Below are 25,336 nucleotides of genomic sequence, written 5' to 3'. Positions count from 1 at the left end.
CTCAGGAGGAATTGCTTCAACTCGCCCAAGAGGGTCTGGATAACGACCGTTTTATCGTCCGTCTGGTGGAAACCCACCATGTGGACGGCTACAAACAGCCCGAAGGCGCCATGGCCGGCACCCTGGGTCGCCCCGGGGCGGATGGTACAGTCCGCTACTGGTCCACCACCCTGGACCAGATCGAACCGTCCGACACCTGCCCTAAGCTGATTGCCGAGCAGTTGGGGATCGAGTACTACCCTGACGCAAACTACAAGTTGGCAATCATCGACCGGGAGGCCGCCATCAAGCAGGCGGATGCCAGGACGATTATCCCGACATTCGATAACCTGAAAGCGTTTGCGCGTGAGAAACTGGATGGCTATGCGGAACGGGATGATTTACTGGATGAGGTGATGACGCCGGAGTATCAGGCCAAGTACGAAACGCTCGTTAAGGATATGGGGGACGATGAATGGAAAGACGCATCAGCCCGACGAGATTTCCTTGTTGAGCAGGGACTCAGCGCTGTAGAAGCGGAAGTCTTCGAAGCACGTTTCAAGGTCCAGCACGACACCGGCGCAAATGAGTATTTTCTTGGCAACGGGCTCACGAAACATACCGCTCTGTCCAAAGACCGCCCGGTATATGGCGCTGTTGAAATATTCTCATACGAAAAGAACCCGCAAACATTCCACTACATGACCAACGGCGGCAAAGGCGGGCCTGAAGCCTACGTCGAGCTCATCGATCTGGTCCCCATTAATTTTGGAGAGTGACATGCAGTACCCGAAACTTTCTCCGTGGCCTTTCATTGATCCTGAGTCACCGCCCAATGGATATTCCAAAGTTGGCGAAAGCTTTGACAAAGATCGAGCAACCGAAACGATAAAACCGTTATGGCACTTTTTCGCTCATGGGAAGCATTTGATCATCGTCAAGAAAATTTGGCTAAAAGGCCGAAATGGCAAGCCCGGAAAGTACGCGACAACCCAGTTCGAGTACCCAATGGCGGGCGCACGCTGGTTTGTCGATACGATTGAACGTTTTTTTCTCCACCCTGATCACCCAAACGCTATACCTCGGGGCAAGTTTAATGTCCGAGAGGAAGTCGACGGCGAAACCTTGGGTGTTACCCGTGGCGCAGCGTATGGCGGTCGAGATATACCAGGCTACACATTCGACAATCTCAATCGAATCGAGCACTCCACCATCATGGAAGGTCCTTTTTGCCAGATGTTCGAAATGGGTGATCCCTGGCTGTTCGAAGATGGCCTGTTCGATCTGTTCAAGGACATTGCCGAACGGCACGAGCGCGGCGAGTTCTGAAGGCCTTGCAAAATCTGCCGACAACCCCGGCTGAGCCCAGCGCCTCAATCACGATAAAGAAAAGGAAGTATGGCCTGAGTTTCAGGACCATCGATCAACAACTCAAGGAGAAGAGTGAATGTCTTCATTTCTGGAAGACGGGCTATTAATTGCCAATCCGGCGCTGTCCGAGATGCCGAAATTTGAATCCATTGCAGGCAGGGCCATCTACATCGTCCAGCACTCGAGCGACGGTGCTGTCGGCGTCTCGATGAACAAGAACTACAGCAAAAGCCTGGACGAAATCGCCGGGATTTCTCCCCTTCTTTCGCATCTCTCCTCTAAGGAATTGGTGACAACCAAAGTTCTTGCCGGTGGCCCGGTTGCCGATGATCGACCCTGGATAATGGGTCGCAATCCGGAAAACTACAAAAGCACCATCCGCAATGCATCCCTGGCACTGAATTTTGACGAGCAGGCCTTTATCGATAACGCCGCCCATCACGTTCCTGTTTGCGGCATCGGCACCTTCGGCTGGGGTCCGGGGCAACTGGAAAATGAGCTGGCCAGTTCCTTGTGGCATTTCTACCCAACAACGCGCGATGCCCTGGAGCGTATTCCTTTCGGGCACGATTTTTCGGGTGCTGTTGACCTCTTGATCGTGATGAAGAACACAGAGCTTAAACGGAAAGGGCGCGTTTCATCGTTTCTCGACCGACTGACGACCTGGTAGCGCCTTTCACGGGTGCGTCACTCGTAAGCGTCGCGCCCAATGGTCCAGGATCGCGACAGCTTCCCCCCTGAGTACCGGGAAATCAGTCGTCGAAGGCACAGACCCGCTCGTGCATCAGCGGCGCGACCTTGTACCAGACGCGAGCGCCTTCCGGGCCCACCCTGACTTTCAGCGACTCGCCGGCGGGGAGGCGCAGCCAGGTGTAGCGGTCCAGTTCGTCGGTGCCGTCGCTGAACCCGCCGTCGAGGACCAGCAGTTCCAGGCCGGGAAAATCGCCCAGTGCCACCTCGGCTCCTGCCTGCCATTCTTCCAGCACAACGCGCTCGCCCGCGCCCTCAAACAGCAGCCTTGCCGCCTCCACGCCGGGGCGCAGGGGTGCGCGTTCACCCTCGCGGGGGCGACGCACCACCAGCTCACGATCATCCGCCCGGAACTGCCAGAGTTTGACGAAGATGATGCAGCCGCCGTCGCTACGCGGCGTATGCCGGCTGCCGGGCGGATTTCGCACGTACGAGCCGGCCGGGTAATCGCCGTTCTCGTCCTGAAAGGTGCCTTCCAGCACCAGGAACTCCTCGCCGCCGGGATGGTTATGGGCGGAGAAATGGCTGCCCGGCGCGTAGCGCACGATAGACGTGGCGCGGGCTTTCTCGTCGCCAATGCGAAACAGCATGCGCCGCTCCACACCGCCCAGGGGGCTCGGCACCCAGTCCAGGGTGTTGGCGTGGACTCGCGCGGGGATCGACACATCCTCGTTCAGCAACATGACACACAGCTCCAGTTAGCAACGTTCAACCACAGCATACGCGGAATTGAGGGCATTGGTCTGGCCGTATCCAAAGAGGCGCCGGCAATCATGGATAAAAAGGCCCACCGTCCGGGAAGGTTGGTGCCTGGCGACGGTGGGCCGTCGCCCGCTGTTGAACCAGTCCATCGGCGCAAGCGGAACCTCACCCAGCCCCTGGTGCGACTAGCGGTTCAGCCTGGCTGTTTGCCGGCTTTTCATCCTCCGCCGGTTTCCGGCTAAGGACCGTGGTCTGGTCCGGCGACTCGCCGCCGCCCAGCGCCCGGTACAGGGTGATGCGGTTGGTCAGCTTCTGCAGCTTGACGGAGACCAGTGCCTGCCGCGCGCTCAGCAGCTCCCGGCGGGCGTCGAGCACGGCGAGATAATCATCCGCACCGGCCTCGTAGCGATCTTCCGCCAGGTTGAGGGAGCGTTCGGTGGCTTTGACCAGCGCCGCCTGGGAGGTTTCCTGCTCGGCCAGGAAGTTGCGGGCCGCGAGGGCGTCCGAGACTTCCTGGAAGGCGTTCTGGATGGTCTGCTCGTACTGGGCGATCTGCTGATCCCGCTGGATTTCCGCCAGGTCCAGGTTGGCCTGGTTCTTACCGGCGGTGAAGATCGGCAGGTTGATGCTGGGGGCGAACGACCAGGCGCCGGAACCGCCGTCGAACAGGCCCGACAGCTCGCTGCTGGCGGTGCCCGCCGAGCCGGTCAGGGTGATGCTGGGGTAGAACGCCGCCCGCGCCGCGCCGATGTTGGCGCTGGCCGACTTCAGGTTGTGTTCGGCCTGCTGGATGTCCGGGCGCTGCAGCAGCACCTCGGAGGACAGGCCCGCCGGCACGTCGGTCAACAGGGAGACGGCAGGGTCGATCACGCTGGTGTCCGGAATCACCGGCACCGGCCCACCGACCAGTACAGCCAGGGCATTGCGGTCTTCCGACACCAGGCGGCGATACTGGGCGCGGTTGGTGCGGGCGGTCTCCAGGGCGATTTCCGCCTGGCGCACGTCCAGCTCAGAGCCCAATCCGGCGCTGTAGCGGTTACGCACCAGCTTGACCGATTCCTGCTGCGCCTGGACCGTCTCGTCGCTGATGCGCAGGTTCTGCTTGTCCGCCAGCAGGGTGAGGTAGGCGTTGGCCACTTCGGAGACCAGGGTGATCCTGGCGCTGCGCTGGGCTTCCTCGGTGGCGAGGTAGCTCTGCAGGGCGGATTCCTTGAGGCTGCGCACCCGGCCGAACAGGTCCAGCTCATAGGACGCCACGCCCAGGTCGACACTGTACTGGCTGGAAATCGTGCTGGAACCGGTGCCGCTCAGGTCCGCCGGAAGCCGCTGACGGGTCCCGTCGGCGTTGACGCCGATTTCCGGAAACAGGCCGGCGCCCTGGATGCCGTACTGGGCCCGCGCCGCTTTGACGTCGAGCATGGCCAGGCGCAGGTCGCGGTTGTTGGCCAGGGCGCTGCCGATCAGCGCGCGCAGCTGGTTGTCCTGAAACAGGGTTTCCCAGCCGGGCAGGACGACGCTGTCCTGCGCCGGGCTGCTGGCGCCCACGTCCGCCGGGACCGGCTTATCCGGCCGCTGGTAGTCGGGCATCAGGGTGCACCCACCCAGGCCCAGGGTAATGATCAAGGCTGGGGTCAGTCGTTTCATGAACGGCCCTCCGTGTATTCCAATGCCGGGGTGTCCCCACGGTCATCGGATGTGGATTCGGTCTCGCCGCCGGCCGTCAGGAGCACACCGGACAGCCGGCGCACCAGTACGTAGAACAGCGGGATGAAGAAGATGGCCAGCGCGGTGGCCGCAACGACGCCGCCGAAGACGGCGGTACCGATGGCGTTACGCGCGCCGGAACCGGCACCGCTGCTGAGCATCAGCGGCGTGACGCCCAGGCCGAAGGCCAGCGAGGTCATCAGGATCGGCCGCAACCGCATACGGGTCGCTTCCAGGGTCGCCTTGAGCAGGCCGCGGCCCTGCTTCTCCAGCTCCAGCGCGAATTCGGCGATCAGGATCGCATTCTTCGATGACAGGCCGATGGTGGTCAGCAGGCCAACCTGGAAGAACACGTCGTTATCCAGCCCGCGCATCGTCGCGGCCAGCACCGCACCGATCACGCCCAGCGGCACCACCAGCATCACGGAGAACGGAATCGACCAGCTCTCGTACAGCGCCGCCAGGCACAGGAACACGAAGATCAGCGACAGGGCATAGAGCGCCGGGGCCTGGTTGCCGGACTGCTGTTCCTGGTAGGACAGGCCAGTCCACTGGGCGCCGAAGCCGCCGGGCAGTCCGGCCACCAGTTTTTCCATGGCCTTCATGGCGTCGCCGGTGCTGTAGCCGGGCGCCGCGTTGCCCTGGATGTTCATGGACGACACGCCATTGTAACGCTGCAACTGCTGCGGGCCGTAGGTCCACTCGCCGGTGGCGAAGCTGGAGAAAGGCACCATCTCGCCGTCGCCGTTGCGCACGTACCAGTTGTCGATGTCGTGGGGCAGCATGCGGTAGGGCGCGTCCGCCTGGACATAGACCTTCTTGATCCGGCCACGGTCGGTGAAGTCGTTGACGTAGCTGGAGCCCCACGCCACCTGCAGCGTGGTGTTGATGTCGCTCAGGGACACGCCCATGGCCCTGGCCTTCTGGCGGTCCACGTCGAGGCGGTACTGGGGCGCGTCCGGCAGGCCGCTGTAGCGCACCTGCATCAGCGCCGGGTCCTGGTTGGCCTCGGCCAGCAGCTTGTGGGCCGCCTGCACCAGCGCGTCGTGGCCCTGGCCGCCGCGGTCCTGCAACTGCATGTTGAAGCCACTGGCCACGCCCAGCGCCGGGATCGACGGCGGGTTGAGGGCGAAGATCACGGCCTCGCGAATCTGCGAGAAGGCGCCCATGGCGCGGCCGACGATGGCCTGCACGCCGTCCTTGTCCAAATCCCGGTCTTCCCAGTCCTTCAGGCGGACGAAGGCGAGGCCGGAGTTCTGGCCCTGACCGGCAAAGCTGAAGCCCGCCACGGTAAACATGGATTGCACCACGTCCTTCTCGTCCACCAGGAAGTGGTGTTCCATCTTCTTGAGCACGTCGACGGTCTGCTGCTGGGTGGAACCGACCGGCAGCTGCACCTGGGCCAGCAGGATGCCCTGGTCCTCATCCGGCAGGAACGCGGAGGGCAGGCGCATGAAGCTGAACGCCAGCACGCCGACGATCACCCCATACAGCAGCACATAGCGGCCCCGGCGGCCGACGATCTTCTCAACCCGGCCCTGGTAACGGCCGGACGCTTTCTCGAAGGACCGGTTGAACCAGCCGAAGAAGCCGCCCTTGGTGTGGTGGTCGCCCTTGTGGGGCTTGAGCAGGGTGGCGCACAGGGCCGGCGTCAGGATCAGCGCCACCAGCACCGACAGGATCATCGCCGAGACGATGGTGATCGAGAACTGGCGGTAGATGGCGCCGGTGGATCCGGGGAAGAAGGCCATCGGCACGAACACCGCCGACAGCACCAGGGCGATACCCACCAGCGCGCCGGTGATCTGGCCCATGGACTTGCGGGTGGCCTCGAGCGGCCCCAGCCCCTCCTCGGCCATGATCCGCTCGACGTTCTCCACCACCACGATGGCGTCATCCACCAACAACCCGATCGCCAGCACCATGCCGAACATGGTCAGGGTGTTCACCGAGAAACCGCAGACAAACAGCACGGCGAAGGTGCCCAGCAGCACCACCGGTACGGCGATGGTCGGGATCAGTGTGGCGCGGAAGTTCTGCAGGAACAGGAACATCACCAGGAAGACCAGGGCGATGCCCTCGAACAGGGTTTTCACCACCTCCTCGATGGAGATTTTCACGAACGGGGTGGTGTCGTACGGGTACTGGATTTCCAGGCCTTCGGGGAAGTACTGCTTCAGCTCGTCGAGACGGGCCCGCACCCGCTCGGCGGTATCCAGCGCGTTGGCGCCGGAGGCCAGGTTGATCCCCAGACCGGCGGCGGCATGGCCGTTGAAGCGGCCGACGATGCTGTAGTTCTCGGCGCCCATCCTGACCCGGGCGACATCGTTCAGGCGCACCTTGGAGCCGTCGGACGTGACCTTCAGGAGGATATTGCCGAACTCTTCCGGTGACGACAGCAGCGTCTGCACGACGATGGAGGCGTTCATCTGCTGGTTGTCCACCGACGGCGCACCGCCCAACTGGCCGCCGGCCACCTGGTTGTTCTGCACTTTGATGGCGCTGGTCACGTCCGCGGGCGTCAGGCCGTACTCGTTGAGCTTGTTCGGGTTGAGCCACACGCGCATGGCGTACTGGGCGCCGAACAGGCGGGTCTGGCCCACGCCCTGGGTGCGGCTGATCGGGTCCTTGATGTTGGCGGCCACGTAGTCGGCGATGTCCGCCCGGTCCATGCTGCCGTCCTTCGAGGTGAAGGCCACCACCATCAGGAAGGTATCGGACGACTTGGACACCTGCACGCCCTGCTGCTGCACCACCTGGGGCAGGCGCGGCGTGGCCAGCTGCAGCTTGTTCTGCACCTGCACCTGGGCAATGTCCGGATCGGTCCCGGCGGCGAAGGTCAGGGAGACCTTGGCGTTGCCCTGGGAATCACTGGTGGAGGACATGTACAGCAGGTTGTCGATGCCGTTCATCTGCTGCTCGATCACCTGGGTGACGGAGTCTTCCACCGCTTCCGACGAGGCGCCCGGATAGGACGCGCTGATGGTGACCTCGGGCGGGGCGACCGTCGGATACTGCTCGACGGCCAGGTTATAGATCGACAGGCCACCGGCCATCATCAGGACGATGGCGATGACCCAGGCGAAGATCGGTCGGTCAATAAAGAAACGTGCCATTCAATCAGCCCTGTGCCGCGTCGGTGGTCTTGGATTCGGCGGTCTGGCCGGCGTTGTCCACGCTGACCGGCTTCACCGGTGCGCCTTCGCCGATTTTCTGCAGACCTTCCACAATCAGACGATCGCCGTCTTTCAGGCCGCTGCTGATCAGCCAGCGATTCCCCACCGCCTTCTCAGTCACAACCGAGCGCTTTTCCACCGTGTTGTCCTGACTGACCACCATCGCGGACGCCTTGCCATTCGCCTGGCGGGAGACGCCTTTCTGGGGTACGAGGATCGCGTTCTGGCTTTCTGCCTGGGGCAGACGGGCGCGCACGAACATGCCGGGCAGAAGCTCACCGTCCGGGTTGGGGAACAGGGCACGCAGCGTCACGGATCCCGTGTTTTCGTCGACCGCGTATTCGGAGAACTGCAGGGTGCCGTCGTGCGGATAAGTCGCGCCGTTCTGGTGAACCAGAGAGACCGTCGCTTTACCCTTGCCCACCGTCTCCAGCTTGCCGCTGGCCATGGCGCTGCGAAGGGCCTGCAGGTCCGAGTAGGACTGGGTCAGGTCGACGTAGATCGGGTCGAGCTGGCGGATTACCGTCAGCGCGTTGCTCTGGTTGGCCGTCACCAGGGCGCCGGCGGTCACGTTGGAACGACCGATGCGACCGCTGATGGGCGCTTCGATGGTGGTGTAGTCCAGGTTGATGCGGGCCGTCTGCACGGCGGCCTGGGCGGCGGCCACCGCGGCCTTGTTGGCGTTCAGGGTGGCGCGGGCGTCGTCCAGTTCCTGCTGGCTGACGGCGCCGGTCTTGATCAGGTGCTCGTAGCGGTTGGCCGTAAGCTGGGCCGATTGCAGGTTGGCTTTCGCAGAGGCCAGGTCCGCCTCGGCGCTGGCCAGGGAAGCCTTATAGAGTTTGTCGTCGATCTTGTAGAGGGCCTGGCCTGCCTTGACCGTCTCGCCCTCTTCGAACAGGCGCTTCTCCAGGATGCCGGTCACCTGCGGGCGAACTTCCGCCACTTGGTAGGGCGACGTACGACCCGGCAGTTCGTTGACCAGGGTAAAGGGCTGGGCTTGTACCGTGACGTAGCCCACCTCCGCCGGCGGCCGCTGGGTCTGGGCAGAGGACTCCTGTTTACCGCAGGCACTGAGCATGACAGATGCAACCAGCAACAAAAACAGGGATTGCGTAGAATGGCGCATGGGGAAACCTCAGTAGAGCCGATAAAGAAAAGACGCGGACCCACAACAACCCGCGCCAAAACACTTGAGGCGGCTGCAGGACGACACTCGACCGTGCCGCGTCCGGCAACACCTCATGTCCGTGAAAACCCGATTATATATACATGCACGAATGTATGTATAGTTGTTAGTACTACGCTGATAGAAAGTGACAGGAGTGGCCATGGCCCGACGCACCAAAGAAGATGCCCAGAAGACCCGCGAGCTGTTGATCGATGCCGCGGAGACGGTCTTCTATGAAAAGGGCGTCTCGCGCACGTCGCTGAACGATATTGCGGCGGAGGCCGGCGTCACCCGTGGAGCCATCTACTGGCATTTCAAGAACAAGCACGACGTGTTCGAGGCGATGATGGAGCGCCAGGAACTCCCCCTGGAAATGCTCCGCGCCGTGGTGGAAGACCCCGAACAGACCGATCCGCTGGGGCGCCTAAAAGACTTCCTGCTCTACCTGACGCGGGAGATTGCCCGCGACCCGCACCAGCGCAAGGTGTTCGAGATCCTGTTCCACAAGTGCGAGCTGACCGACGACAACGCCCAGTTGGTGGCCCGCCACCGCAACAACATCCGCGACGCGTCCGAACGTATGCGCGGCGTCCTGCGCAACGCCATCCGCCTGGGCCAGTTACCGGAAAACCTGGATATCGAACGGGCCATCGTCCAGTTGCACGTGCAGATCACGGGCCTGATCTACTTCTGGCTGCTGGTGCCGGACACGTTCAATATGGAGAAGGAATCCGAGCGGGTCATTAACGCCTACTTCTATTCCCTGCAGTACTGCTTCGGCAACGACAACCACTGACCGGCACCCGGTCCCATGGCACCTGCAGACAAGCGTGATCGTCTTGGCACTCACGACGCTTGCCCTTATGTTATACATATGACAACGTATGGCTAAAATAAACGGATCAATGACTGTGGCAGCAAAACCCTCTCAAACATCGTCCAAACCCAGCGTGGCCGAGCACCTGGCCGAAGCCATTTTTTCCGGCCGTTACCAGCCGGGCGACTTCGTTCCCAAGGAAATCGATCTTTGCGAACAGCTGAAGATCAATCGCCCGGCGGTACGCAGCGACCTGCGCAAGCTGGTCGATGCCGGGATCATCGAGCGTATTTCCGGCCACGGCTCCAAGGTGCGTCCGTATGATGACTGGCGGATTCTGGACCCGATGGTGACCAACTGGATGACCCGCTATGCCGCGCCCAATCCCAAGGTGCTGCACGAAATCCTGAAGTTCCGCCTGGACGTGGAGCCCTATGTGGCGATGATCGCCGCCACCAATGCCAAGGCGCGGGACCTGGTCGCCATCGAGGAGGCCTTCGAGGGCATGGGCCAGAACCTGCACGACGCCGAGTCGCCCGAGGAACGGCGGCTGCACAGCGACTACGACGTCGCCTTCCACGAAGCGATCTTCAAGGCCACGCACAATATCGTCTGGACCCAGCTTTCCCACATCCTGCGGCCGTCGATCCATATCCTGATTTCCCGGTCCAACGTGCAGGCGTCGGATCCCGAGGACAGCCTGGAGCGCCATCGCCGGGTCATGGAGTGCATCCGGGCGCGCAAACCCCACGAAGCCTTCCTCGCCGCGCAGGATGTGCTGCGCGGCACCGCCGACGCCCTGGGTGTCGACATGCCGGAGACGGCGCTCGGTCGCAAGCTCGACCTGCCGTAAGGCCCGGCGGGGCTGCTGCTCCGCCGGGCATCGGCCGGGTGGGGTTCAGTGGTTGTCCCGGGGCGGGCTCCGGCGCGCGACATCCCGATAGCGGGTGGCCGGGGCCAGCGTCATGCCCTTGTCGAGCGGCTCCACCAGCCTACGCTGGATTTCCTGCCAGGGCGTCTGGTGCGCAGGGTAGATATACCCGCCTCTTTCCGCCTGTGCCGCCTGCCGCCGGGCCCACTCCTCGTCCGCCACCAGCGCCTTGGCTTCGCCCCGGCGCAGGTCGATGCGGATCCTGTCGCCGGTTTCCAGCAGGCCGAGCCCGCCGCCAACCGCCGCTTCCGGTGACGCATTGAGGATCGAGGGCGAACCGGACGTGCCGGACTGACGGCCATCCCCCAGGCAGGGCAACGCCTCGATGCCCTGGCGGATCAGCGCTTCAGGCGGCTGCATGTTCACCACCTCGGCCCCGCCGGGGTGCCCCACCGGGCCGGCACCGCGCATCACCAGAATGGTCGACGGCGTGATGTTGAGGGCCGGATCGTCGATCCGGGCGTGGTAATCCTCGGAACCGTCGAACACCACCACCGTGCCCTCGAAGGCATCCGGGTCCTCGGGATTGCTGAGGAATCGCTCGCGGAAATCCGTTGAAATCACGCTGGTCTTCATCAGCGCAGACTCGAACAGGTTGCCCCTGAGATTGATAAAGCCGGCCTGGTGCACCAGCGGCCGGTCGTAGCGGAGGATCACGTCGTCATCCCGCGTCTGGCAGCCTTGGGTGTTTTCCGCCAGGCTGCGGCCGTTGACGGTCGGTACATCGCCGTGCAGCTTGCCGGCACCCAGCAATTCGTGGACGACGGCCGGGATGCCACCGGCCCGGTGGAACTCCTCGCCCAGATAGGCGCCGGCCGGCATCACGTTGGCCAGCAGCGGGATGTCGTGCCCCAGCGACTGCCAGTCGTCGTTGTCCAGTTCCACGCCGGCATGGCGGGCCACGGCATTGATGTGAATCGGCGCGTTGGAAGAACCACCCAGCGCCGAACACATCACGATGGCGTTCTCGAACGCCGGGCGGGTCAGGATATCGAGCGGCCGGATATCCTCCCAGACCATGTCCACGCAGCGCTGGCCGGTCTGGTACGCCACCATCGCCCGCTCCTTATAGGGCGCCGGGATCATGGCGGAGCCGGGTAGACTCATACCCAGCACCTCCGCCAGCGAATTCATGGTCGAGGCCGTCCCCATGGTGTTGCAGTGGCCGATGGAGGGCGCCGAATCCGCGGCCCTGGACAGGAACGTCGGGTAGTCGATGTCGCCGGCCGCCAGCCGTTTGCGCAGCTCCCAGATGATCGTCCCGGACCCCACCCGCTCCGCGCCGCGCCAGCCGTTCAGCATCGGACCGCCGGACAGGACAATCGCGGAAATATTGACCGTCGCAGCCGCCATCAGGCAGGCGGGCGTGGTCTTGTCGCAACCGGTGGTCAGTACCACGCCGTCCAGCGGATAGCCGTGCAGGATCTCCACCAGCCCCAGGTAGGCCAGGTTGCGATCCAGCGCCGCGGTGGGCCGCCGGGCGTTCTCGTAGATCGGGTGTATGGGAAACTCGAAAGGCACACCGCCGCGGGCCCGGATACCGTCCTTCACCCGCTTCACCAGGTCCAGGTGATGGCGGTTGCAGGGCGTCAGGTCGGAACCGGACTGGGCAATACCGATGATCGGCCTGCCGCTGGTCAACTCCTCGAGCGTGATGCCGTAGTTGAGGAAGCGCTCGATGCACAGCGCGGTGGTTCCCGGGTGGTCCGGGTTGTTCAGCCACCAGCGCGAACGCAGGTCCTCGGGCGATACTCGGCGCCTGTTCTGCATAACGATTCGCTCCGACGCTTAGTGGGAGTGACGCGGCACTTCGGCACCACGTCTGCCCACCAGAAAGTCGAAGTCGCATCCTTCGTCGGCCTGCAACACGTGCTCGATGTAGAGCTGCCGGTAGCCGCCATCGCTGGCGATCCTGCGGGAGGCCGCAGTGGGATCGCTCTCCTGCAGGCGGGCCTGGATTTCCTCGTCACTGAGCTCCAGGTGCAGGCGCCCATTCCCGCAATCCAGTTCGATCCAGTCGCCATCGCGCACCGCCGCCAGCGGTCCGCCCGCAGCGGCCTCCGGAGCCACGTGCAGCACCACCGTGCCGTAGGCGGTGCCGCTCATGCGGGCATCGGAAATGCGCACCATGTCGGTCACGCCCTGCGCCAGCAGTTTCGACGGCAGCCCCATGTTCCCCACCTCGGCCATGCCGTGGTAGCCGCGCGGCCCGCAGTTGCGCATCACCAGGATGCTGTCGGCATCCACGTCGAGATCCGGGTCGTTGATGCGCGCCTTGTAGTGGTCGAAATCGTTGAACACGACGGCACGGCCGCGATGCTGCATCAGCCCGGGACTGGCCGCCGAGGGTTTCAGGACGGCGCCCCGCGGCGCCAGGTTGCCTCGCAGGATGCACATGCCGCCATCCTGGCGCAGCGGATTGTCGAGCGGACGGATCACCTCGTCGTTGTAGATCGGCGCCGACGCTACATTTTCCCAAAGCGTACGGCCGTTGACGGTCAGGTTATCGGGATGAGGCAACAGGTTCGCCTCGGCCAGGCGGCGCAGCACCGCCGGCAGGCCGCCGGCGTAGTAGAACTCTTCCATCAGGAAGCGGCCGGAAGGCTGCAAGTCCACGATGGTCGGCGTGCCCCGGCCAATCCGGGTCCAGTCGTCGAGGTCCAGCTCCACGCCGATGCGACCGGCAATCGCCTTCAGATGCACCACGGCATTGGTCGAGCCCCCGATCGCGGCGTTGACCCGGATCGCGTTCTCGAACGCCTCCCGGGTCAGGACCTTGGACAACTTCAGGTCTTCGTCGACCATCTCCACAATGCGATTGCCCGACAGGTGGGCGAACACATAGCGCCGCGAATCCACCGCGGGAATCGCCGCATTGTGGGGCAGCGATGTCCCCAGGGCTTCCGCCATACAGGCCATGGTCGAGGCGGTGCCCATGGTGTTGCAGGTGCCGGCCGAACGCGACATGCCGGCTTCCGCGGCCATGAAGTCGTGCATGGACATCCTGCCAGCCTTCACCTCTTCGGACAGCTGCCAGACCACCGTGCCGGAGCCGATGTCCTTGCCCTGGTGCTTGCCATTGAGCATGGGCCCGCCGGACACCACCAGTGTCGGCAGGTCGCAGCTGGCCGCGCCCATCAGCAGGGCGGGGGTGGTCTTGTCGCAACCCACCAGCAGTACCACCGCGTCCATGGGATTGCCGCGGATGGCTTCCTCCACGTCCATGCTGGCCAGGTTGCGGGTGAACATGGCGGTGGGACGCAGGTTGGACTCGCCGTTGGAGAACACCGGAAATTCAACGGGATAGCCGCCAGCCTCCAGAATCCCTTTCTTCACGTGGTCCGCGATCCTGCGGAAATGGGCATTGCAGGGTGTCAGCTCGGACCAGGTGTTGCAGATACCGATAATCGGCTTGCCCTGGAACTCGTGATCGGGAATGCCCTGGTTCTTCATCCAGCTCCGGTACATGAAGCCGTTCTTGTCCGCGGTACCGAACCATTGGGCGGAACGCAGCGTGCGTTTGCGTTGAGTCATCGGCGGTCACTCCTTCCGAAAGATCCGGCTTGAAGCCGGTTTCCTGTTTTGATCAGGCCAGGTCACGTTTTGCGTAAACCATACATAAAAAATCGTATGTTGAACAAATAAAAATTTATGTCTACTATCGAACCTGCACTGCTGAATGAACCTGACCGGTTGTCCGCATCGTGCGGACGGCAACAAAAACAATCTCCGAAGGAGTGCCTTATGTTCCCCAAGACTCGCAGTTTGATTCTCGTCGGCAGCCTGTTGCTTGCCGGACTTTCCTCGGCCCAGGCGGCGGATTACGAGTGGAAGTTCCAGGCTTCGGAAACAGCGGGCGAGCCCAGCTTCGAGATCAAACAGGAATGGGCCAAAAAGATCGGCAAGATGACCGACGGCCGGGTCGAGATCGAGGTGATGCCGATCAATTCGGTGGTGGGGCCGACGGAAACCCTTGAAGCGGTCAGTGCGGGCATTCTCCAGGGCCACATGACCGACCCCAGCTATTTCTCGGGCCAGAATCCGGCGTTCGGGATGATGGGGAACCTGGTCGGGGCCTGGAACGATCCGAGTAACTTCCTGACGTTCATGAAACACGCCGGCGGTGAGGAGCTCTACAACGAGCTGGTCGAACCCTACGGTGTGCACCTGATCTCCGCCGGCACCTTCCCGCTGGAATCCATTCCCTCCACCGTTCCCATCAAGACCCTCGACGATTTCAAGGGTCTGAAGATCCGCGCCCCGCAGGGGATGGTCTACAACATTTTCGAACGCATTGGCGCTTCCCCGGTCAACCTGCCGGGCTCGGAGGTCTATACCAGCCTCGAGAAGGGTGTGATCGATGCCGCCGATTCGACCGTGCTGTCCAACAACGATGCGATGGGCCTGCACACCTTCGCCCCGTACCCGCTGTATCCCGGCTTCCACTCCATGCCGATGATCGCGGTCTCCATCAACAAGAAAATCTGGGACAAGCTGCCGGACGACCTGCAGACCACCCTCAAGGTCGCCTTCGACGCCATGTCCTACGACCTGATCGCCCGGCTGCAGAAACAGGACATCGACACCCTGCAGAAGCTCAAGGACAACCCCAAGGTTCACCCGATCGACCTGCCCGCGGCCGAGCGCAGGAAATTCCGCGAGGCGGCGGAGAAGGAATGGAAGGTCTGGGCGGCCAAGAACGAGATGTGCCAGAAAGTCTACGACGCGGCGACCAGCTTCCTGCGCTCGCGCAACCTCCTGTAATGAAGGGCTTCGCACCGCCGGTGCGGACTGCTTTCCCTGTCTGACGGTGGCGTCCGGCGCCACCCGGAGGATCTATGTCCCAATCCAATCCACACACCAACCCGATCGACAACGCCGAGCTGGCCGAGTCGGGCAGTCCGGAGGAGTCGGGGGAATCGCCGCGCAGCGGTTTTGACCGCCTCATCCTGCGATTCGGCCGGGGCGCCGCCTGGCTGGCTTTCATTGCAATGGCCATCAGCGTCTACGAGGTTTTCATGCGCTATGGGCTGGATTCGCCCACATCCTGGGTCCACGAGTCGGTGGTGATGCTCGTGGCCACCCTGTTCGCCCTGGGCGGCCCCGTCGCCATGGCGGGCAACCGGCATATTCGCGTCCGCGTGCTGTATGACCACGTCGGGCCCCGCCTTCGGCGCTGGCTGGACCTGCTCAACGACACCATCACGCTCGGCTTCTGCCTGATGATGAGCTACGCCGCCTACGTGATGTTCTGGAACTCGTCCCACAACCCCATGGGCGAATGGTCCCTGGAACGCTCCGGCACGTCCTGGAACCCGCCGTTTCCGGCCCTGGTCAAGGGCATCATCCTGCTGGCCCTGGCCATCATGACGATCCAGACCGTCATCCACCTGGTGCAGTCCCTGCGCACCTGTTTCGCCGCGTCACATAGCCCCGAGGATCACGCCTGATGGATATTGCAGACGGCACCCTGCTGCTGATCGGCGCCATTTTCACCCTGCTGATAACCGGCCTGCCACTGGCCTTCATCACGGGCCTGGTTGCCCTCGTCTTTGCTTTCGGCTGGTTCGGGGCCATGTCCCTGCCGCTGGTTACCAGCCGCGTTTACGGGTTCGTCACCGAATACTCCCTGGTCGCGGTCCCGATGTTCGTCTTTATGGCGTCGTTACTGGACCGATCGGGGATCGCCAGGGACCTCTTCAATGCCATGCGTGTCTTTGCCGGGCGGCTCCCCGGCGGCGTGGCGATCCAGACGGTGGTGGTCGCCTTCTTCCTGGCGGCGCTGTCCGGCATCATCGGCGGCGAGATCGTGCTGCTGGGTATCCTCGCGCTGCCCCAGATGCTGCGCCTCGGCTACGACAGGCATCTGTCGATCGGTGTGGTCTGTGCCGGGGGCTCGCTGGGCACGATGATGCCGCCGTCGATCGTCCTGATCATTTACGGGTTGATCGCCTCGGTCTCGATCGCGGACCTGTTTACGGCCGCCGTGACACCGGCACTCCTGTTGATGGGCAGCTACGTGGCCTACGTCCTGGTGCGCTGCCTGCGTAATCCCGAACTGGGACCGCCGCTGACCGATGAGGACCGTCAGGAGAGCTTTTCCAGCCGCGGCCAGGCCCTCAAGGCGATCGTAGTGCCGGGCCTGATTGCGGGCATGGTGCTGGGTTCGATCTATGGCGGGGTTGCCTCGGTGACCGAAGCCGCGGCTATGGGGGTCTTCGGCGTGCTGGTCGCCATGCTGCTGAGGGGCGAATTCAACCTGCCGAACCTCCACACAAGCCTCAACCAGACCATGACCACCTGCGGCATGATCATCTGGATCGGCATCGGTGCCGCCGCGCTGGTCGGCGTCTACAACCTGATGGGCGGCAACGATTTCATTGCGGACCTGATTCTCGGGTTCGATGTGGCGCCCATCGTCATCATGCTGATCATGATGGCCATCCTGCTGGTGCTGGGCATGTTCCTCGACTGGATCGGCGTGGCAATGCTGACCCTGCCGATCTTTGTTCCCATCGTCGAGCAACTGGGCTACAGCCCGATCTGGTTCGGCATCCTGTTCGCCGTGAACATGCAGGTGTCTTTCCTGTCACCACCCTTCGGGCCCGCCGCGTTCTACCTCAAAGGGGTGGCGCCCGCCGGTATCAGTCTCAAGGACATTTTTGTGTCATTGCTGCCGTTCGTTGCCATCCAGTTGTGCGTGCTGACGGCGCTGCTGCTCTGGCCATCCCTGGCGATGTGGCCGGTCTGAACCCATGAATGCAAAGGAGGAGTTATGCGTTTAATCCAATGTGAATACCAGGGCCGGGTCGTGGCGGCACGCGTCGAGAGCGCCGATCAGGTGCGCCTGATTGATGGTGACGAGGGCACCTATGGTCTGGCCCGCCGGGCCCTCGCCGAGCAGCGCCCGCTGACGGAGATCGTGAATGCGGCGGTCACCGACACCTGCCTCGACTACGCCGAACTGGTGGCCAACCGGCGGCTGCAGCCGCCGCTGACCCATCCGTCGCCGGCCCACTGCCTGGTCAGCGGAACGGGTCTGACCCACCTGGGCAGCGCTGATACGCGGGCGGCCATGCACGCCAGGATGGAGAACGGCGAGGAAACGCTGACCGACTCCATGCGCATGTTCAAGATGGGGGCAGAGGGCGGCAAACCGGCTTCCGGCCAACGGGGCGTCCAGCCCGAGTGGTTCTACAAGGGCGACGGCGGCATTGTCGTCGACCCGGAAGGCTCACTGCCGGTTCCAGCCTTTGCCGAGGATGCCGGCGAGGAGCCGGAAATCGCCGGGCTCTACCTGATCGACGACCAGGGACAACCCTGGCGCATCGGCTACGCCCTGGGCAACGAGTTCTCCGATCATGTCACCGAACGCCACAACTATCTGTGGCTGGCCCACTCCAAGCTGCGGGCCTGCAGCTTCGGCCCCGAACTGCTGGTGGGCGACCTGCCATCGCACCTGGAAGGGGTCAGCCGGATCCGGCGCCAGGGTGAGGTGATCTGGGAAAAGCCGTTCCTGACCGGCGAGGACAACATGGCCCACAGCCTCGCCAACCTGGAATACCACCACTTCAAGTACGCCGGGTTCCGCCGTCCCGGCGACGTTCACGTGCACTACTTCGGCACCGCCACCCTGAGTTTTGCCGACGGCATCCAGACCCGGGATGGCGACTGCTTCGAAATCGAGGTGGCCGCTCTCGGTCGCCCGCTCCGCAACCCACTGGCCTTCGAGCCAGAGACAACCGACGTCACTATTTCAAATCTCTGAGACACCAGGAGCGCTCTATGACCCTGCATGGAAAACAACTGATCGGTCACGCTGCCGTTGCCGGTACCGGCGACCGCTTCACCGCCGTAAACCCGGCCACCGGCGAGTCCCTGGCCCCACAATACGCAGGCGCCAACAGCCAGCAGATCGAACAGGCCTGCCAGCTGGCTGAAGACGCCTTCGACAGCTATCGAGAAACGTCTCTGGAAGACCGGGCCCGATTCCTGGAAGCCATCGCCGAGGCGATCGAAGCCGTGGGCGAGCCGCTGGTCGAACGGGCCATGGCGGAAACCGGACTGCCCCAGGCGCGCATTGAAGGCGAACGGGGCCGGACCTGCGGGCAGTTGCGGCTGTTCGCCCAGGTCGTTCGGGCCGGGGAATGGCTCGACGTGCGTGTCGACCCCGCGCTGCCCGATCGTACGCCCATGCCGCGGGTGGACCTGCGCCAGCGTCACATTGCACTGGGCCCGGTCGCCGTCTTCGGCGCCAGCAACTTCCCTCTGGCGTTCTCCGTGGCCGGGGGTGACACCGCGTCGGCCCTGGCCGCCGGCTGCCCGGTTATCGTCAAGGCACACCCGGCGCATCCCGGCACCTCGGAGCTGGTGGGTCAGGCCGTGCAATCCGCCGTGGCAACATGCGGGCTCCCCGAAGGCGTGTTCTCGGTGCTGTTCGGCGCCGGCAACGACCTGGGGCAGGCGCTGGTGAAGGATCCGCGCATTCAGGCGGTCGGCTTTACCGGCTCACGCCGCGGCGGACTGGCCCTGACGGAGCTGGCCCAATCCCGCCCGCAGCCCATTCCGGTGTATGCGGAGATGAGCAGCATCAACCCGGTTTTCCTGCTGCCTGCAGCCCTCAAGGCACGTGGGGACTCGCTGGCCGAGGCGTTCGTTGCGTCCCTGAATATGGGCGCCGGCCAATTCTGCACCAACCCCGGGCTCGTGCTTGCCATCAAGGGGCCCGAACTGGATCGGTTCGTGGAGGCAGCGGGCGCGGCCGTGGCCGACAGCGGCGCCCAGACCATGCTGACGCCGGGTATCCACGATGCCTATACCGACGGCGTCGGCAAGCTGGCCGAGCAGGCAGCCGTCGACGAGGTCGCGCGTGGCAGGACGGGCGATCAGGCCAATGGCTGCCAGCCCGGCCTGTTCCGGACCGATGCGGCTGATTTCCTGGAGAACGAAGCACTGCAGGCCGAAGTCTTCGGCGCCAGCTCCCTGGTCGTCGCCTGTGACGACCGGGACACCCTGGAGACAGTCGCCCGTCATCTTGAGGGTCAACTGACCGCCACCCTGCAGATGGACGACGGCGACACCGACGCCGCCCGCGCCCTGGTGCGAATCCTGGAACGCAAGGCCGGTCGGGTGCTGGTCAACGGCTGGCCCACCGGCGTGGAAGTGTGCCACGCCATGGTGCACGGCGGGCCTTTCCCGGCGACATCGGACAGCCGGACGACGTCCGTCGGCACCGCCGCCATCTACCGCTTCCTGCGGCCTGTTTGCTACCAGAACCTGCCGGAAGCCCTGCTGCCGGAGGCCCTGCGGGATGACAACCCTCTCGGCGTATCACGGCTGGTCGACGGCCAGCGCGAGCGTTAGTCCAACCGCATGACCCCAGGGCAGCCCGCCGGGCTGCCCCTTTTCAGGAGACCTGCTATGTTCCCGATTTCCTCCCGGGACTGCCTCCCATCGGATGTCCGGGACGCCCTGCTGGTCGGCCGTGTCTGGCGGGACACGCCTAGGCCCGGTCCGGCCATCGTGGTGGTCCGCCAGGGCGAGGTGATCGATATCTCGGCCCATGTCCGGACGATGGCCGACCTGCTCGACGCCCCGGACCGGCTCGACATCGCCGCGCACGCGGATGGCGTGTCACTGGGCCCGGTCGGCGACCTGCTGGATCGATCACTGGCCGAGCCGCAACAGGCCCCGTTCCTGCTGGCCCCCTGCGACGTCCAGGCCGTCAAGGCTTGCGGCGTGACGTTTGCCGTGAGCCTGCTCGAGCGGGTGATCGAAGAACAGGCCGGCGGTGACCCAGGCCGCAGTGACGCCCTGCGGCAGGAAATACAGGGCCTGCTGGGAACCGATCTCGCCCGCATCGAGCCGGGCTCGGACGCCGCCGGAGCCCTGAAGGCCGAACTGCAAAGCCGGGGGCTCTGGTCGCAGTACATGGAAGTGGGCATCGGCCCGGATGCCGAAGTGTTTTCCAAGGCGGCCCCGCTCTCGGCGGTGGGATTCGGCGCCCGCGTGGGCCTCCACCCGGCCTCGCAGTGGAATAACCCGGAGCCGGAAATCGTGCTGGCGGTGGACGCCGGCGGCCAGCCCCGCGGCGCGACCCTGGGCAACGACGTGAACCTGCGGGATATCGAGGGGCGCAGCGCCCTCCTGCTGGGCAAGGCCAAGGACAACAATGCGTCCTGCGCACTGGGGCCATTCATTCGCCTGTTCGACGACCGTTTCACGATGGACAGCATCCGCTCGGCACAGGTGGCCCTGCGCATCGAAGGCGCTGACGACGACTTCCGCCTGGAGGCCGTCAGTGACATGCGGGAAATCAGCCGCGACCCACTGGACCTGGTAGGCCAGACCTGCGGCAGTCACCATCAGTACCCGGACGGATTCATGCTGTTCCTGGGTACCATGTTTTCACCGATCCAGGACCGGGACGGACCCAGTCAGGGGTTTACCCACCACATCGGCGACCGCGTCACCATTGCCACGCCCGCCCTCGGTCGGTTGATCAACACCGTCGACCAATGCGATCGACTGCCGCCCTGGACGTTCGGCATCCGCGCACTGTACCGGCATCTGCTGACGTGCGCGGACAGCGCCTGACGCCGCCCGGAGGCGGACCGCTGGCTCCGGTCAGGCGCCGTCCGGCCCGTACCACTGCACGACCTGGCGATAGGCCGACACCACCTGCTCCGGCTGGAACGGCGGCTGCAGCACCGCGGCCATCTCTCCCTGGGGATTGATCAGTGCCAGGTGGGCGCTGTGATCCACGACGATCCGGCCGTTCTCATCGGTGCGACGGGAGAAGTCCGCGTTGAGGCTGCGGGCCAGGGCGCGCAGGGTGTCGATATCGCCGGTCAGCCCGTGGAAGCCCTCGCCGAAGGCATTCAGGTAGGTGTTGAGCCGGGACGGCGTGTCCCGTTCAGGGTCGGCGGAGATCAGCAGGTACTGCGGCATCGGCCCGCTGCCGGCCAGTTCCTGACGGGCCTGCCTGAGCATGGCAAGCGTGGTGGGGCACACATCCGGGCAGGACGTATAGCCCACGTAGGCAAAGGTCCAATGCCCCGTGAGCGCGGCGCTGGTGACGCTCTCACCCTGCTCGTTCACCAGCTGGAAATCCGCCAGCGGCCGCGCCTCGTCGTAGACGAAGGCGTGCATGGCACTGAGATCCGGCGGCGGACCGGACTGGGCCGCCTCGGGCACAAAGACGGCCTGGCGGATGATGACCATCCCCAGGATGGCCACGACCACGACGATAAGAATCGCCACCGTCAGGCGGATACCAAAGGTGTTTTTGCGTTGCGCCATACGGCTCCCGTTCAGAAACGCACGAAATGATCGACCAGCAGCACCACGAACAGGGCCATGAGATAGGTGATGGAATACTTGAAGGTGGCCAGTGCCACCTGACGGTCATCGCCCTGCCAGAGCCGAACAGCATAGTGCAGGAATCGCAGGCCCAGGATCGCGGCACCCACCAGGTAGATGAGCCCGGCCATGCCGGTGACGAACGGCAGCAGGCTGACCGCGAAAAGGACCAGCGTGTAAAGCAGGATGTGCAGTTCGGTGTAGCGGTTGCCGTGGGTCACCGGCAGCATGGGAATGCCTGCCCTGGCGTATTCCGCCTTGCGATGGATGGCCAGGGCCCAGAAATGGGGCGGGGTCCAGGCGAAGATGATCAGCACCAGTAACAGCGCGTGGCCGTCGACCCGGCCGGTCACCGCCGTCCAACCCAGCAGCGGCGGCATGGCCCCGGCGAGCCCGCCAATGACGATGTTCTGCGGCGTCGCCCGTTTGAGGAACAGTGTATAAACGCCCGCGTAACCCACCAGGGAGGCCAACGTTAGCCAGGCGGTCAGCGGATTGACCCACCATACCAGTACCAGCATGCCGGCCAGCGCCAGCACCAGCGCGAAAACCAGCGCCTCGGGCGTGCTCACCCGGCCGGTCGCTACTGGTCGTTTGCGGGTGCGCGCCATCAGCGTATCCACCTTGTGATCCACCACATGGTTGACCACCGCCGCAGCTCCCGCCAGCGCGGCAATGCCGAGGTTGCCCAACACCAGCACCGTGAGGCCGGGCAGCTCGGGGCGGGCCAGCAACATGCCGATCACCGTGGTCAGCATCATCAGCGCCACCACCCGGGGCTTGGTCAGCTCCAGATAGTCGCGCCAGTTGGCGCTGCGGTGGTCGAGGGCAACGGCGTCGGACGGCTCGCTCATGCAGGCACCTCATGGTTGATCAGTCGCGGTTTCGGCAGGGGCCGCGCAACGGGGAACGGTTGCAGCCGCCAGAGCAGGTTGATGACGGTCAGCAGCAGGCCGGCGCCCAGCGCGTTGTGGGCCATGGCCACTGCAATCGGGATGTGCAGCCAGACGTTGGCGATGCCCAGCGCAACCTGCGCCAGCAGGACACCACCGCTGAGCAACACCCAGCGCCCCAACCCGGCCTCGTGGGCCGGTCGCCACAGACGCAGCAACAGGCTGCCGAGTACCACCAGCACAAGCATGGCGCCGATCCGGTGGGTGACATGGATGGCCACCCGGCCCTCCGCAGCCAGCTGACCGCCCAGATAGTTCGGGCCCACCGCCTGGGTCACGTCAAAGCCGTGGCGGAAATCCATCCGTGGCCACCACTGGCCCTGGCAGGTGGGCAGGTCGGTGCAGGCCACCGCCGCGTAGTTGGAGGCGGTCCAGGCGCCCAGGGCGATTTGCGCAATCACCAGGAACAGGGCCACCCGCAGGGCCGGCCGGAAATGCCCCAGCCGGTCCGCCAGCGCCGGCAAGGGGTTCACGTGGCGTCCGCGCAGGCGCAGGGTGAGCAGCGTCAGCAGGCTCAGCATGGTGAAACCGCCCAGCAGGTGTAGCGCCACCACCTGGGGCCAGAGCTTGAGGGTGACAGTCCACATGCCGAAGGCGGCCTGGACAAGGATAAAGCCCGCGATCAGCAGCGGGTGACGCAGCGGCAGCCCTTCGCGACGGAAGCGGATCGCCAGGAACGCGATGCTGAACACCAGCAGACTGAGGGCGGCGGCGGCGTAGCGGTGGATCATTTCCGGCCAGCCCTTGCTGGCGTCGAACGGCACCCCGGGGAAGCGGGCCTCGGCAATGGCGATGTGTTCGGCGGACTGTGGCACGCTCAGGAAACCGTAACAGCCGGGCCAGTCGGGGCAGCCGAGACCGGAGTGGGTCAGCCGGGTCCAGGCCCCCAAAAGGACCACCAGCAGCGTCAGGACGGTCGCAACCAGCGCCAGTCGACCCATCAGTCGACGGTGCAGGGCAATGCGGTCAGGCGTTGCGTTCATGGCACAGTCCTCCGACCTGTGGCTGGCGTCCTCCCCGTGGCGGGATGCCTCCGCGCCGGTGCCCGCTGCGGGCCACGTCAGCCGATTTGGGAAATCCGCATCAGGTGCTTGAGATCCTCAAGGATCGCCTTGCCGTCCATCGCCGGTCCGTAACGCATCATCACGTTGCCGAACGGGTCGATGACGTATATCTGGGGGGCCTGTTTCAGGTCCACGTCGCCGGGCCACTGGATGGCTTCGGTCCCGCCCGCTTGCAGCAGGGGCATGTCCGGGTAGCCGCTCAGGTCCGCCGGTGGCGCGGGCAGATAGGCGGCGCGGGTCATGCGGTCCTGGTGCTTGCCCAGGGCGACATTGACCTGGCGGGCCAGGTAAATCAGGTGCTGGCAGGCCTCGGCGCAGGGGCCTTCGTTGGCCACCAGCATCATCCAGTTGGCATCCGGATGCATGGGACCGAAGCGGTCGGCGAAAGGCTGGCCGTCGCTATCCAGCAGGCCCAGCCGGGAGACAGGCACCGGCGGGTCGACCAGGATGCCGTTGTTGGACTGGCCGGTGGGGTTCATCCAGCCGGTATAGAACATGATGGACGCCAGCACCAGCGGCCCGAAGCCGATGGCAAACAGCAGCAACGCGGTACGCCGGCCGCGCCGGACCTGCTCGGGCGTGGGGCCGGTTTGGGGTTGCCTGGAGTCAGTCATTGCCAGCGTCATCCTGATCCTGTCCCTGTTGTTTTCGGTAACTTGCCACGATGGTCAGCACCACCAGCACCGCGGCCATGGTGAACCACTGCGCCGCATAGCCGTAGTGGGTCTGCGGCCCCATCAGGTTCGGCGCGAAATCCGCCCGGTAGGCGCCCGGCTGGGCCGGGTCTTCCAGCCGCAGGAGCCGGTCGATGGCCTGCGGCGCCTGCTGCCTGACCTCGTCTGGATGCAGTGCCTGTACCCGCCGGGGCCAGTCGCTTTCGGGTCGGGTCTGCTCCAGGACCGGCGGCGTGGGATAGTCCGCCACGCGCGCCCGGATGGTCACCGTATCCCGCGGCGTCACCAGCCCCGGCAATTCGTCCCGGCGCCTGGGGGCCTGCAGCCAGCCCCGATTGACCAGTACCGGCGGTCCGGCCTCCGGCTCGAACAGGGTCAGCACCTCGTAGCCCGGCCGACCGTCACGGGTGCGGTTGTCCAGCAGCCACTGGTGATCGGCCCGGTAATGGCCCCGCAGTTCCACCGGCTGGCCATCCGTCAAACCGGCATCCAGGGCCTGCGGCCAGCTCCCGCTTTGCAGTTGCTGGTTCCAGCGGGCCAGCATCGCCTCTTTTTCACCGGCCCGGTCCAGTTGCCAGATACCCAGCCCCACCAGCACCGGCAGCAGCAGGAAGGCCAGCAACCACAGGCGCCAGTCCGGCTGCCAGCGTCTTTGCACCCGCTCAGCCATGCTTTGCTATAGTGAC

At 64.5% G+C, this 25,336-nt stretch carries 22 protein-coding genes; 11 read left to right on the top strand and 11 right to left on the bottom strand.

All coding sequences use genetic code 11. The features are described from left to right. The 3 genes from EZI54_RS24420 to EZI54_RS09445 all read left to right on the top strand — a co-directional run. On the top strand, positions 1-758 hold a 758-nt coding region (locus EZI54_RS24420), incomplete at its 5' end, for a hypothetical protein (RefSeq protein ID WP_207389189.1). A gap of 1 nt (position 759) precedes the next feature. Further along, the gene (locus EZI54_RS09450) at positions 760-1,308 is read left to right on the top strand and encodes a hypothetical protein (protein WP_131481316.1); all 549 of its coding nucleotides are present in this window, start codon (positions 760-762) and stop codon (positions 1,306-1,308) included. Positions 1,309-1,426: 118 nt separating this feature from the next. Beyond that, on the top strand, positions 1,427-2,020 hold the full coding sequence (locus EZI54_RS09445; protein WP_131481314.1) for a YqgE/AlgH family protein: 594 nt from the start codon (positions 1,427-1,429) through the stop codon (positions 2,018-2,020). A gap of 82 nt (positions 2,021-2,102) precedes the next feature. Here EZI54_RS09445 and EZI54_RS09440 read toward each other — a convergent pair whose 3' ends face one another. The 4 genes from EZI54_RS09440 to EZI54_RS09425 all read right to left on the bottom strand — a co-directional run bounded on the left by EZI54_RS09440 (position 2,103) and on the right by EZI54_RS09425 (position 8,808). Then, the gene (locus EZI54_RS09440; protein WP_131481312.1) at positions 2,103-2,783 is read right to left on the bottom strand and encodes a cupin domain-containing protein; all 681 of its coding nucleotides are present in this window, start codon (positions 2,781-2,783) and stop codon (positions 2,103-2,105) included. 184 nt (positions 2,784-2,967) lie between these two features. Next, positions 2,968-4,446: an efflux transporter outer membrane subunit gene (locus tag EZI54_RS09435; protein WP_131481310.1), complete on the bottom strand. Its 1,479-nt coding sequence runs from the start codon at positions 4,444-4,446 to the stop codon at positions 2,968-2,970. Continuing rightward, on the bottom strand, positions 4,443-7,622 hold the full coding sequence (locus EZI54_RS09430) for an efflux RND transporter permease subunit (protein WP_131481308.1): 3,180 nt from the start codon (positions 7,620-7,622) through the stop codon (positions 4,443-4,445). The genes EZI54_RS09435 and EZI54_RS09430 overlap by 4 nt, the downstream gene beginning before the upstream one ends. A 4-nt stretch (positions 7,623-7,626) precedes the next feature. Further along, positions 7,627-8,808 carry an efflux RND transporter periplasmic adaptor subunit gene (locus EZI54_RS09425; protein WP_131481306.1) on the bottom strand — a complete coding sequence of 394 codons (1,182 nt, stop codon included), beginning with the start codon at positions 8,806-8,808 and terminating at the stop codon, positions 7,627-7,629. 202 nt (positions 8,809-9,010) lie between these two features. Here EZI54_RS09425 and EZI54_RS09420 point away from each other — a divergent pair, with 202 nt between their 5' ends. Beyond that, entirely contained in the window at positions 9,011-9,646 is a 636-nt protein-coding gene (locus EZI54_RS09420; RefSeq protein ID WP_131481304.1) for a TetR family transcriptional regulator, read from the top strand. A 115-nt stretch (positions 9,647-9,761) separates the two neighbouring features. Further along, the gene (locus EZI54_RS09415) at positions 9,762-10,520 is read left to right on the top strand and encodes a FadR/GntR family transcriptional regulator (protein WP_207389188.1); all 759 of its coding nucleotides are present in this window, start codon (positions 9,762-9,764) and stop codon (positions 10,518-10,520) included. A 45-nt stretch (positions 10,521-10,565) separates the two neighbouring features. Here EZI54_RS09415 and EZI54_RS09410 read toward each other — a convergent pair whose 3' ends face one another. Then, a complete protein-coding gene (locus tag EZI54_RS09410; RefSeq protein ID WP_131481300.1) occupies positions 10,566-12,368 on the bottom strand; it encodes an IlvD/Edd family dehydratase in 1,803 nt (600 codons plus the stop codon). An 18-nt stretch (positions 12,369-12,386) separates the two neighbouring features. Next, positions 12,387-14,132 (bottom strand): IlvD/Edd family dehydratase, encoded by a 1,746-nt coding sequence (locus EZI54_RS09405; protein ID WP_131481298.1) that lies wholly within the window; start codon positions 14,130-14,132, stop codon positions 12,387-12,389. 210 nt (positions 14,133-14,342) lie between these two features. Between EZI54_RS09405 and EZI54_RS09400 the strand changes: the two genes are divergently transcribed. From EZI54_RS09400 to EZI54_RS09375, 6 genes are all read left to right on the top strand, one after another. Further along, on the top strand, positions 14,343-15,362 hold the full coding sequence (locus EZI54_RS09400; RefSeq protein ID WP_131481296.1) for a TRAP transporter substrate-binding protein: 1,020 nt from the start codon (positions 14,343-14,345) through the stop codon (positions 15,360-15,362). 74 nt (positions 15,363-15,436) lie between these two features. Further along, positions 15,437-16,048, top strand: coding sequence for a TRAP transporter small permease subunit (locus EZI54_RS09395; RefSeq protein ID WP_131481294.1), 612 nt, complete (start codon positions 15,437-15,439; stop codon positions 16,046-16,048). Beyond that, on the top strand, positions 16,048-17,349 hold the full coding sequence (locus EZI54_RS09390; protein WP_131481292.1) for a TRAP transporter large permease: 1,302 nt from the start codon (positions 16,048-16,050) through the stop codon (positions 17,347-17,349). The genes EZI54_RS09395 and EZI54_RS09390 overlap by 1 nt, the downstream gene beginning before the upstream one ends. Before the next feature lie 24 nt (positions 17,350-17,373). Next, positions 17,374-18,366 carry an AraD1 family protein gene (araD1, locus tag EZI54_RS09385; RefSeq protein ID WP_131481290.1) on the top strand — a complete coding sequence of 331 codons (993 nt, stop codon included), beginning with the start codon at positions 17,374-17,376 and terminating at the stop codon, positions 18,364-18,366. A gap of 17 nt (positions 18,367-18,383) precedes the next feature. Beyond that, a complete protein-coding gene (locus EZI54_RS09380) occupies positions 18,384-19,961 on the top strand; it encodes an aldehyde dehydrogenase (NADP(+)) (RefSeq protein ID WP_131481288.1) in 1,578 nt (525 codons plus the stop codon). A 57-nt stretch (positions 19,962-20,018) separates the two neighbouring features. Continuing rightward, positions 20,019-21,194: a fumarylacetoacetate hydrolase family protein gene (locus tag EZI54_RS09375; RefSeq protein ID WP_131481286.1), complete on the top strand. Its 1,176-nt coding sequence runs from the start codon at positions 20,019-20,021 to the stop codon at positions 21,192-21,194. Positions 21,195-21,224: 30 nt separating this feature from the next. On the opposite strand, the gene EZI54_RS09370 is transcribed toward EZI54_RS09375, so the two are convergent. The 5 genes from EZI54_RS09370 to EZI54_RS09350 all read right to left on the bottom strand — a co-directional run bounded on the left by EZI54_RS09370 (position 21,225) and on the right by EZI54_RS09350 (position 25,320). After that, positions 21,225-21,899, bottom strand: a complete 675-nt coding sequence (locus tag EZI54_RS09370; RefSeq protein WP_131481284.1) for an SCO family protein — start codon at positions 21,897-21,899, stop codon at positions 21,225-21,227. A gap of 11 nt (positions 21,900-21,910) precedes the next feature. After that, a complete protein-coding gene (gene cyoE, locus EZI54_RS09365; RefSeq protein WP_131481282.1) occupies positions 21,911-22,813 on the bottom strand; it encodes a heme o synthase in 903 nt (300 codons plus the stop codon). Next, positions 22,810-23,895 carry a COX15/CtaA family protein gene (locus EZI54_RS09360; RefSeq protein WP_131481280.1) on the bottom strand — a complete coding sequence of 362 codons (1,086 nt, stop codon included), beginning with the start codon at positions 23,893-23,895 and terminating at the stop codon, positions 22,810-22,812. The genes cyoE and EZI54_RS09360 overlap by 4 nt, the downstream gene beginning before the upstream one ends. A gap of 77 nt (positions 23,896-23,972) precedes the next feature. Then, positions 23,973-24,590, bottom strand: a complete 618-nt coding sequence (locus EZI54_RS09355; protein WP_165495726.1) for a hypothetical protein — start codon at positions 24,588-24,590, stop codon at positions 23,973-23,975. Next, positions 24,583-25,320, bottom strand: a complete 738-nt coding sequence (locus tag EZI54_RS09350) for an SURF1 family protein (RefSeq protein ID WP_131481276.1) — start codon at positions 25,318-25,320, stop codon at positions 24,583-24,585. Before EZI54_RS09350 ends, EZI54_RS09355 begins: the two co-directional genes overlap by 8 nt. Positions 25,321-25,336 lie beyond the last annotated feature (16 nt).

The sequence above is a fragment of the Marinobacter halodurans genome (assembly GCF_004327985.1).
In the GTDB taxonomy this organism is placed as follows: Bacteria; Pseudomonadota; Gammaproteobacteria; order Pseudomonadales; family Oleiphilaceae; genus Marinobacter_A; species Marinobacter_A halodurans.
Note: the sequence above shows the minus strand (reverse complement) of the source record. Positions and strands in the feature narration are given on the sequence as shown.

Coding starts and splice junctions, on each gene's coding strand:
- EZI54_RS09450 (WP_131481316.1), top strand. CDS start 760: ATGCAGTACCCGAAACTTTCTCCGTGGCCTTTCATTGATCCTGAGTCA.
- EZI54_RS09445 (WP_131481314.1), top strand. CDS start 1,427: ATGTCTTCATTTCTGGAAGACGGGCTATTAATTGCCAATCCGGCGCTG.
- EZI54_RS09440 (WP_131481312.1), bottom strand. CDS start 2,783: ATGTTGCTGAACGAGGATGTGTCGATCCCCGCGCGAGTCCACGCCAAC.
- EZI54_RS09435 (WP_131481310.1), bottom strand. CDS start 4,446: ATGAAACGACTGACCCCAGCCTTGATCATTACCCTGGGCCTGGGTGGG.
- EZI54_RS09430 (WP_131481308.1), bottom strand. CDS start 7,622: ATGGCACGTTTCTTTATTGACCGACCGATCTTCGCCTGGGTCATCGCC.
- EZI54_RS09425 (WP_131481306.1), bottom strand. CDS start 8,808: ATGCGCCATTCTACGCAATCCCTGTTTTTGTTGCTGGTTGCATCTGTC.
- EZI54_RS09420 (WP_131481304.1), top strand. CDS start 9,011: ATGGCCCGACGCACCAAAGAAGATGCCCAGAAGACCCGCGAGCTGTTG.
- EZI54_RS09410 (WP_131481300.1), bottom strand. CDS start 12,368: ATGCAGAACAGGCGCCGAGTATCGCCCGAGGACCTGCGTTCGCGCTGG.
- EZI54_RS09405 (WP_131481298.1), bottom strand. CDS start 14,132: ATGACTCAACGCAAACGCACGCTGCGTTCCGCCCAATGGTTCGGTACC.
- EZI54_RS09400 (WP_131481296.1), top strand. CDS start 14,343: ATGTTCCCCAAGACTCGCAGTTTGATTCTCGTCGGCAGCCTGTTGCTT.
- EZI54_RS09395 (WP_131481294.1), top strand. CDS start 15,437: ATGTCCCAATCCAATCCACACACCAACCCGATCGACAACGCCGAGCTG.
- EZI54_RS09390 (WP_131481292.1), top strand. CDS start 16,048: ATGGATATTGCAGACGGCACCCTGCTGCTGATCGGCGCCATTTTCACC.
- araD1 (WP_131481290.1), top strand. CDS start 17,374: ATGCGTTTAATCCAATGTGAATACCAGGGCCGGGTCGTGGCGGCACGC.
- EZI54_RS09380 (WP_131481288.1), top strand. CDS start 18,384: ATGACCCTGCATGGAAAACAACTGATCGGTCACGCTGCCGTTGCCGGT.
- EZI54_RS09375 (WP_131481286.1), top strand. CDS start 20,019: ATGTTCCCGATTTCCTCCCGGGACTGCCTCCCATCGGATGTCCGGGAC.
- EZI54_RS09370 (WP_131481284.1), bottom strand. CDS start 21,899: ATGGCGCAACGCAAAAACACCTTTGGTATCCGCCTGACGGTGGCGATT.
- cyoE (WP_131481282.1), bottom strand. CDS start 22,813: ATGAGCGAGCCGTCCGACGCCGTTGCCCTCGACCACCGCAGCGCCAAC.
- EZI54_RS09360 (WP_131481280.1), bottom strand. CDS start 23,895: ATGAACGCAACGCCTGACCGCATTGCCCTGCACCGTCGACTGATGGGT.
- EZI54_RS09355 (WP_165495726.1), bottom strand. CDS start 24,590: ATGACTGACTCCAGGCAACCCCAAACCGGCCCCACGCCCGAGCAGGTC.
- EZI54_RS09350 (WP_131481276.1), bottom strand. CDS start 25,320: ATGGCTGAGCGGGTGCAAAGACGCTGGCAGCCGGACTGGCGCCTGTGG.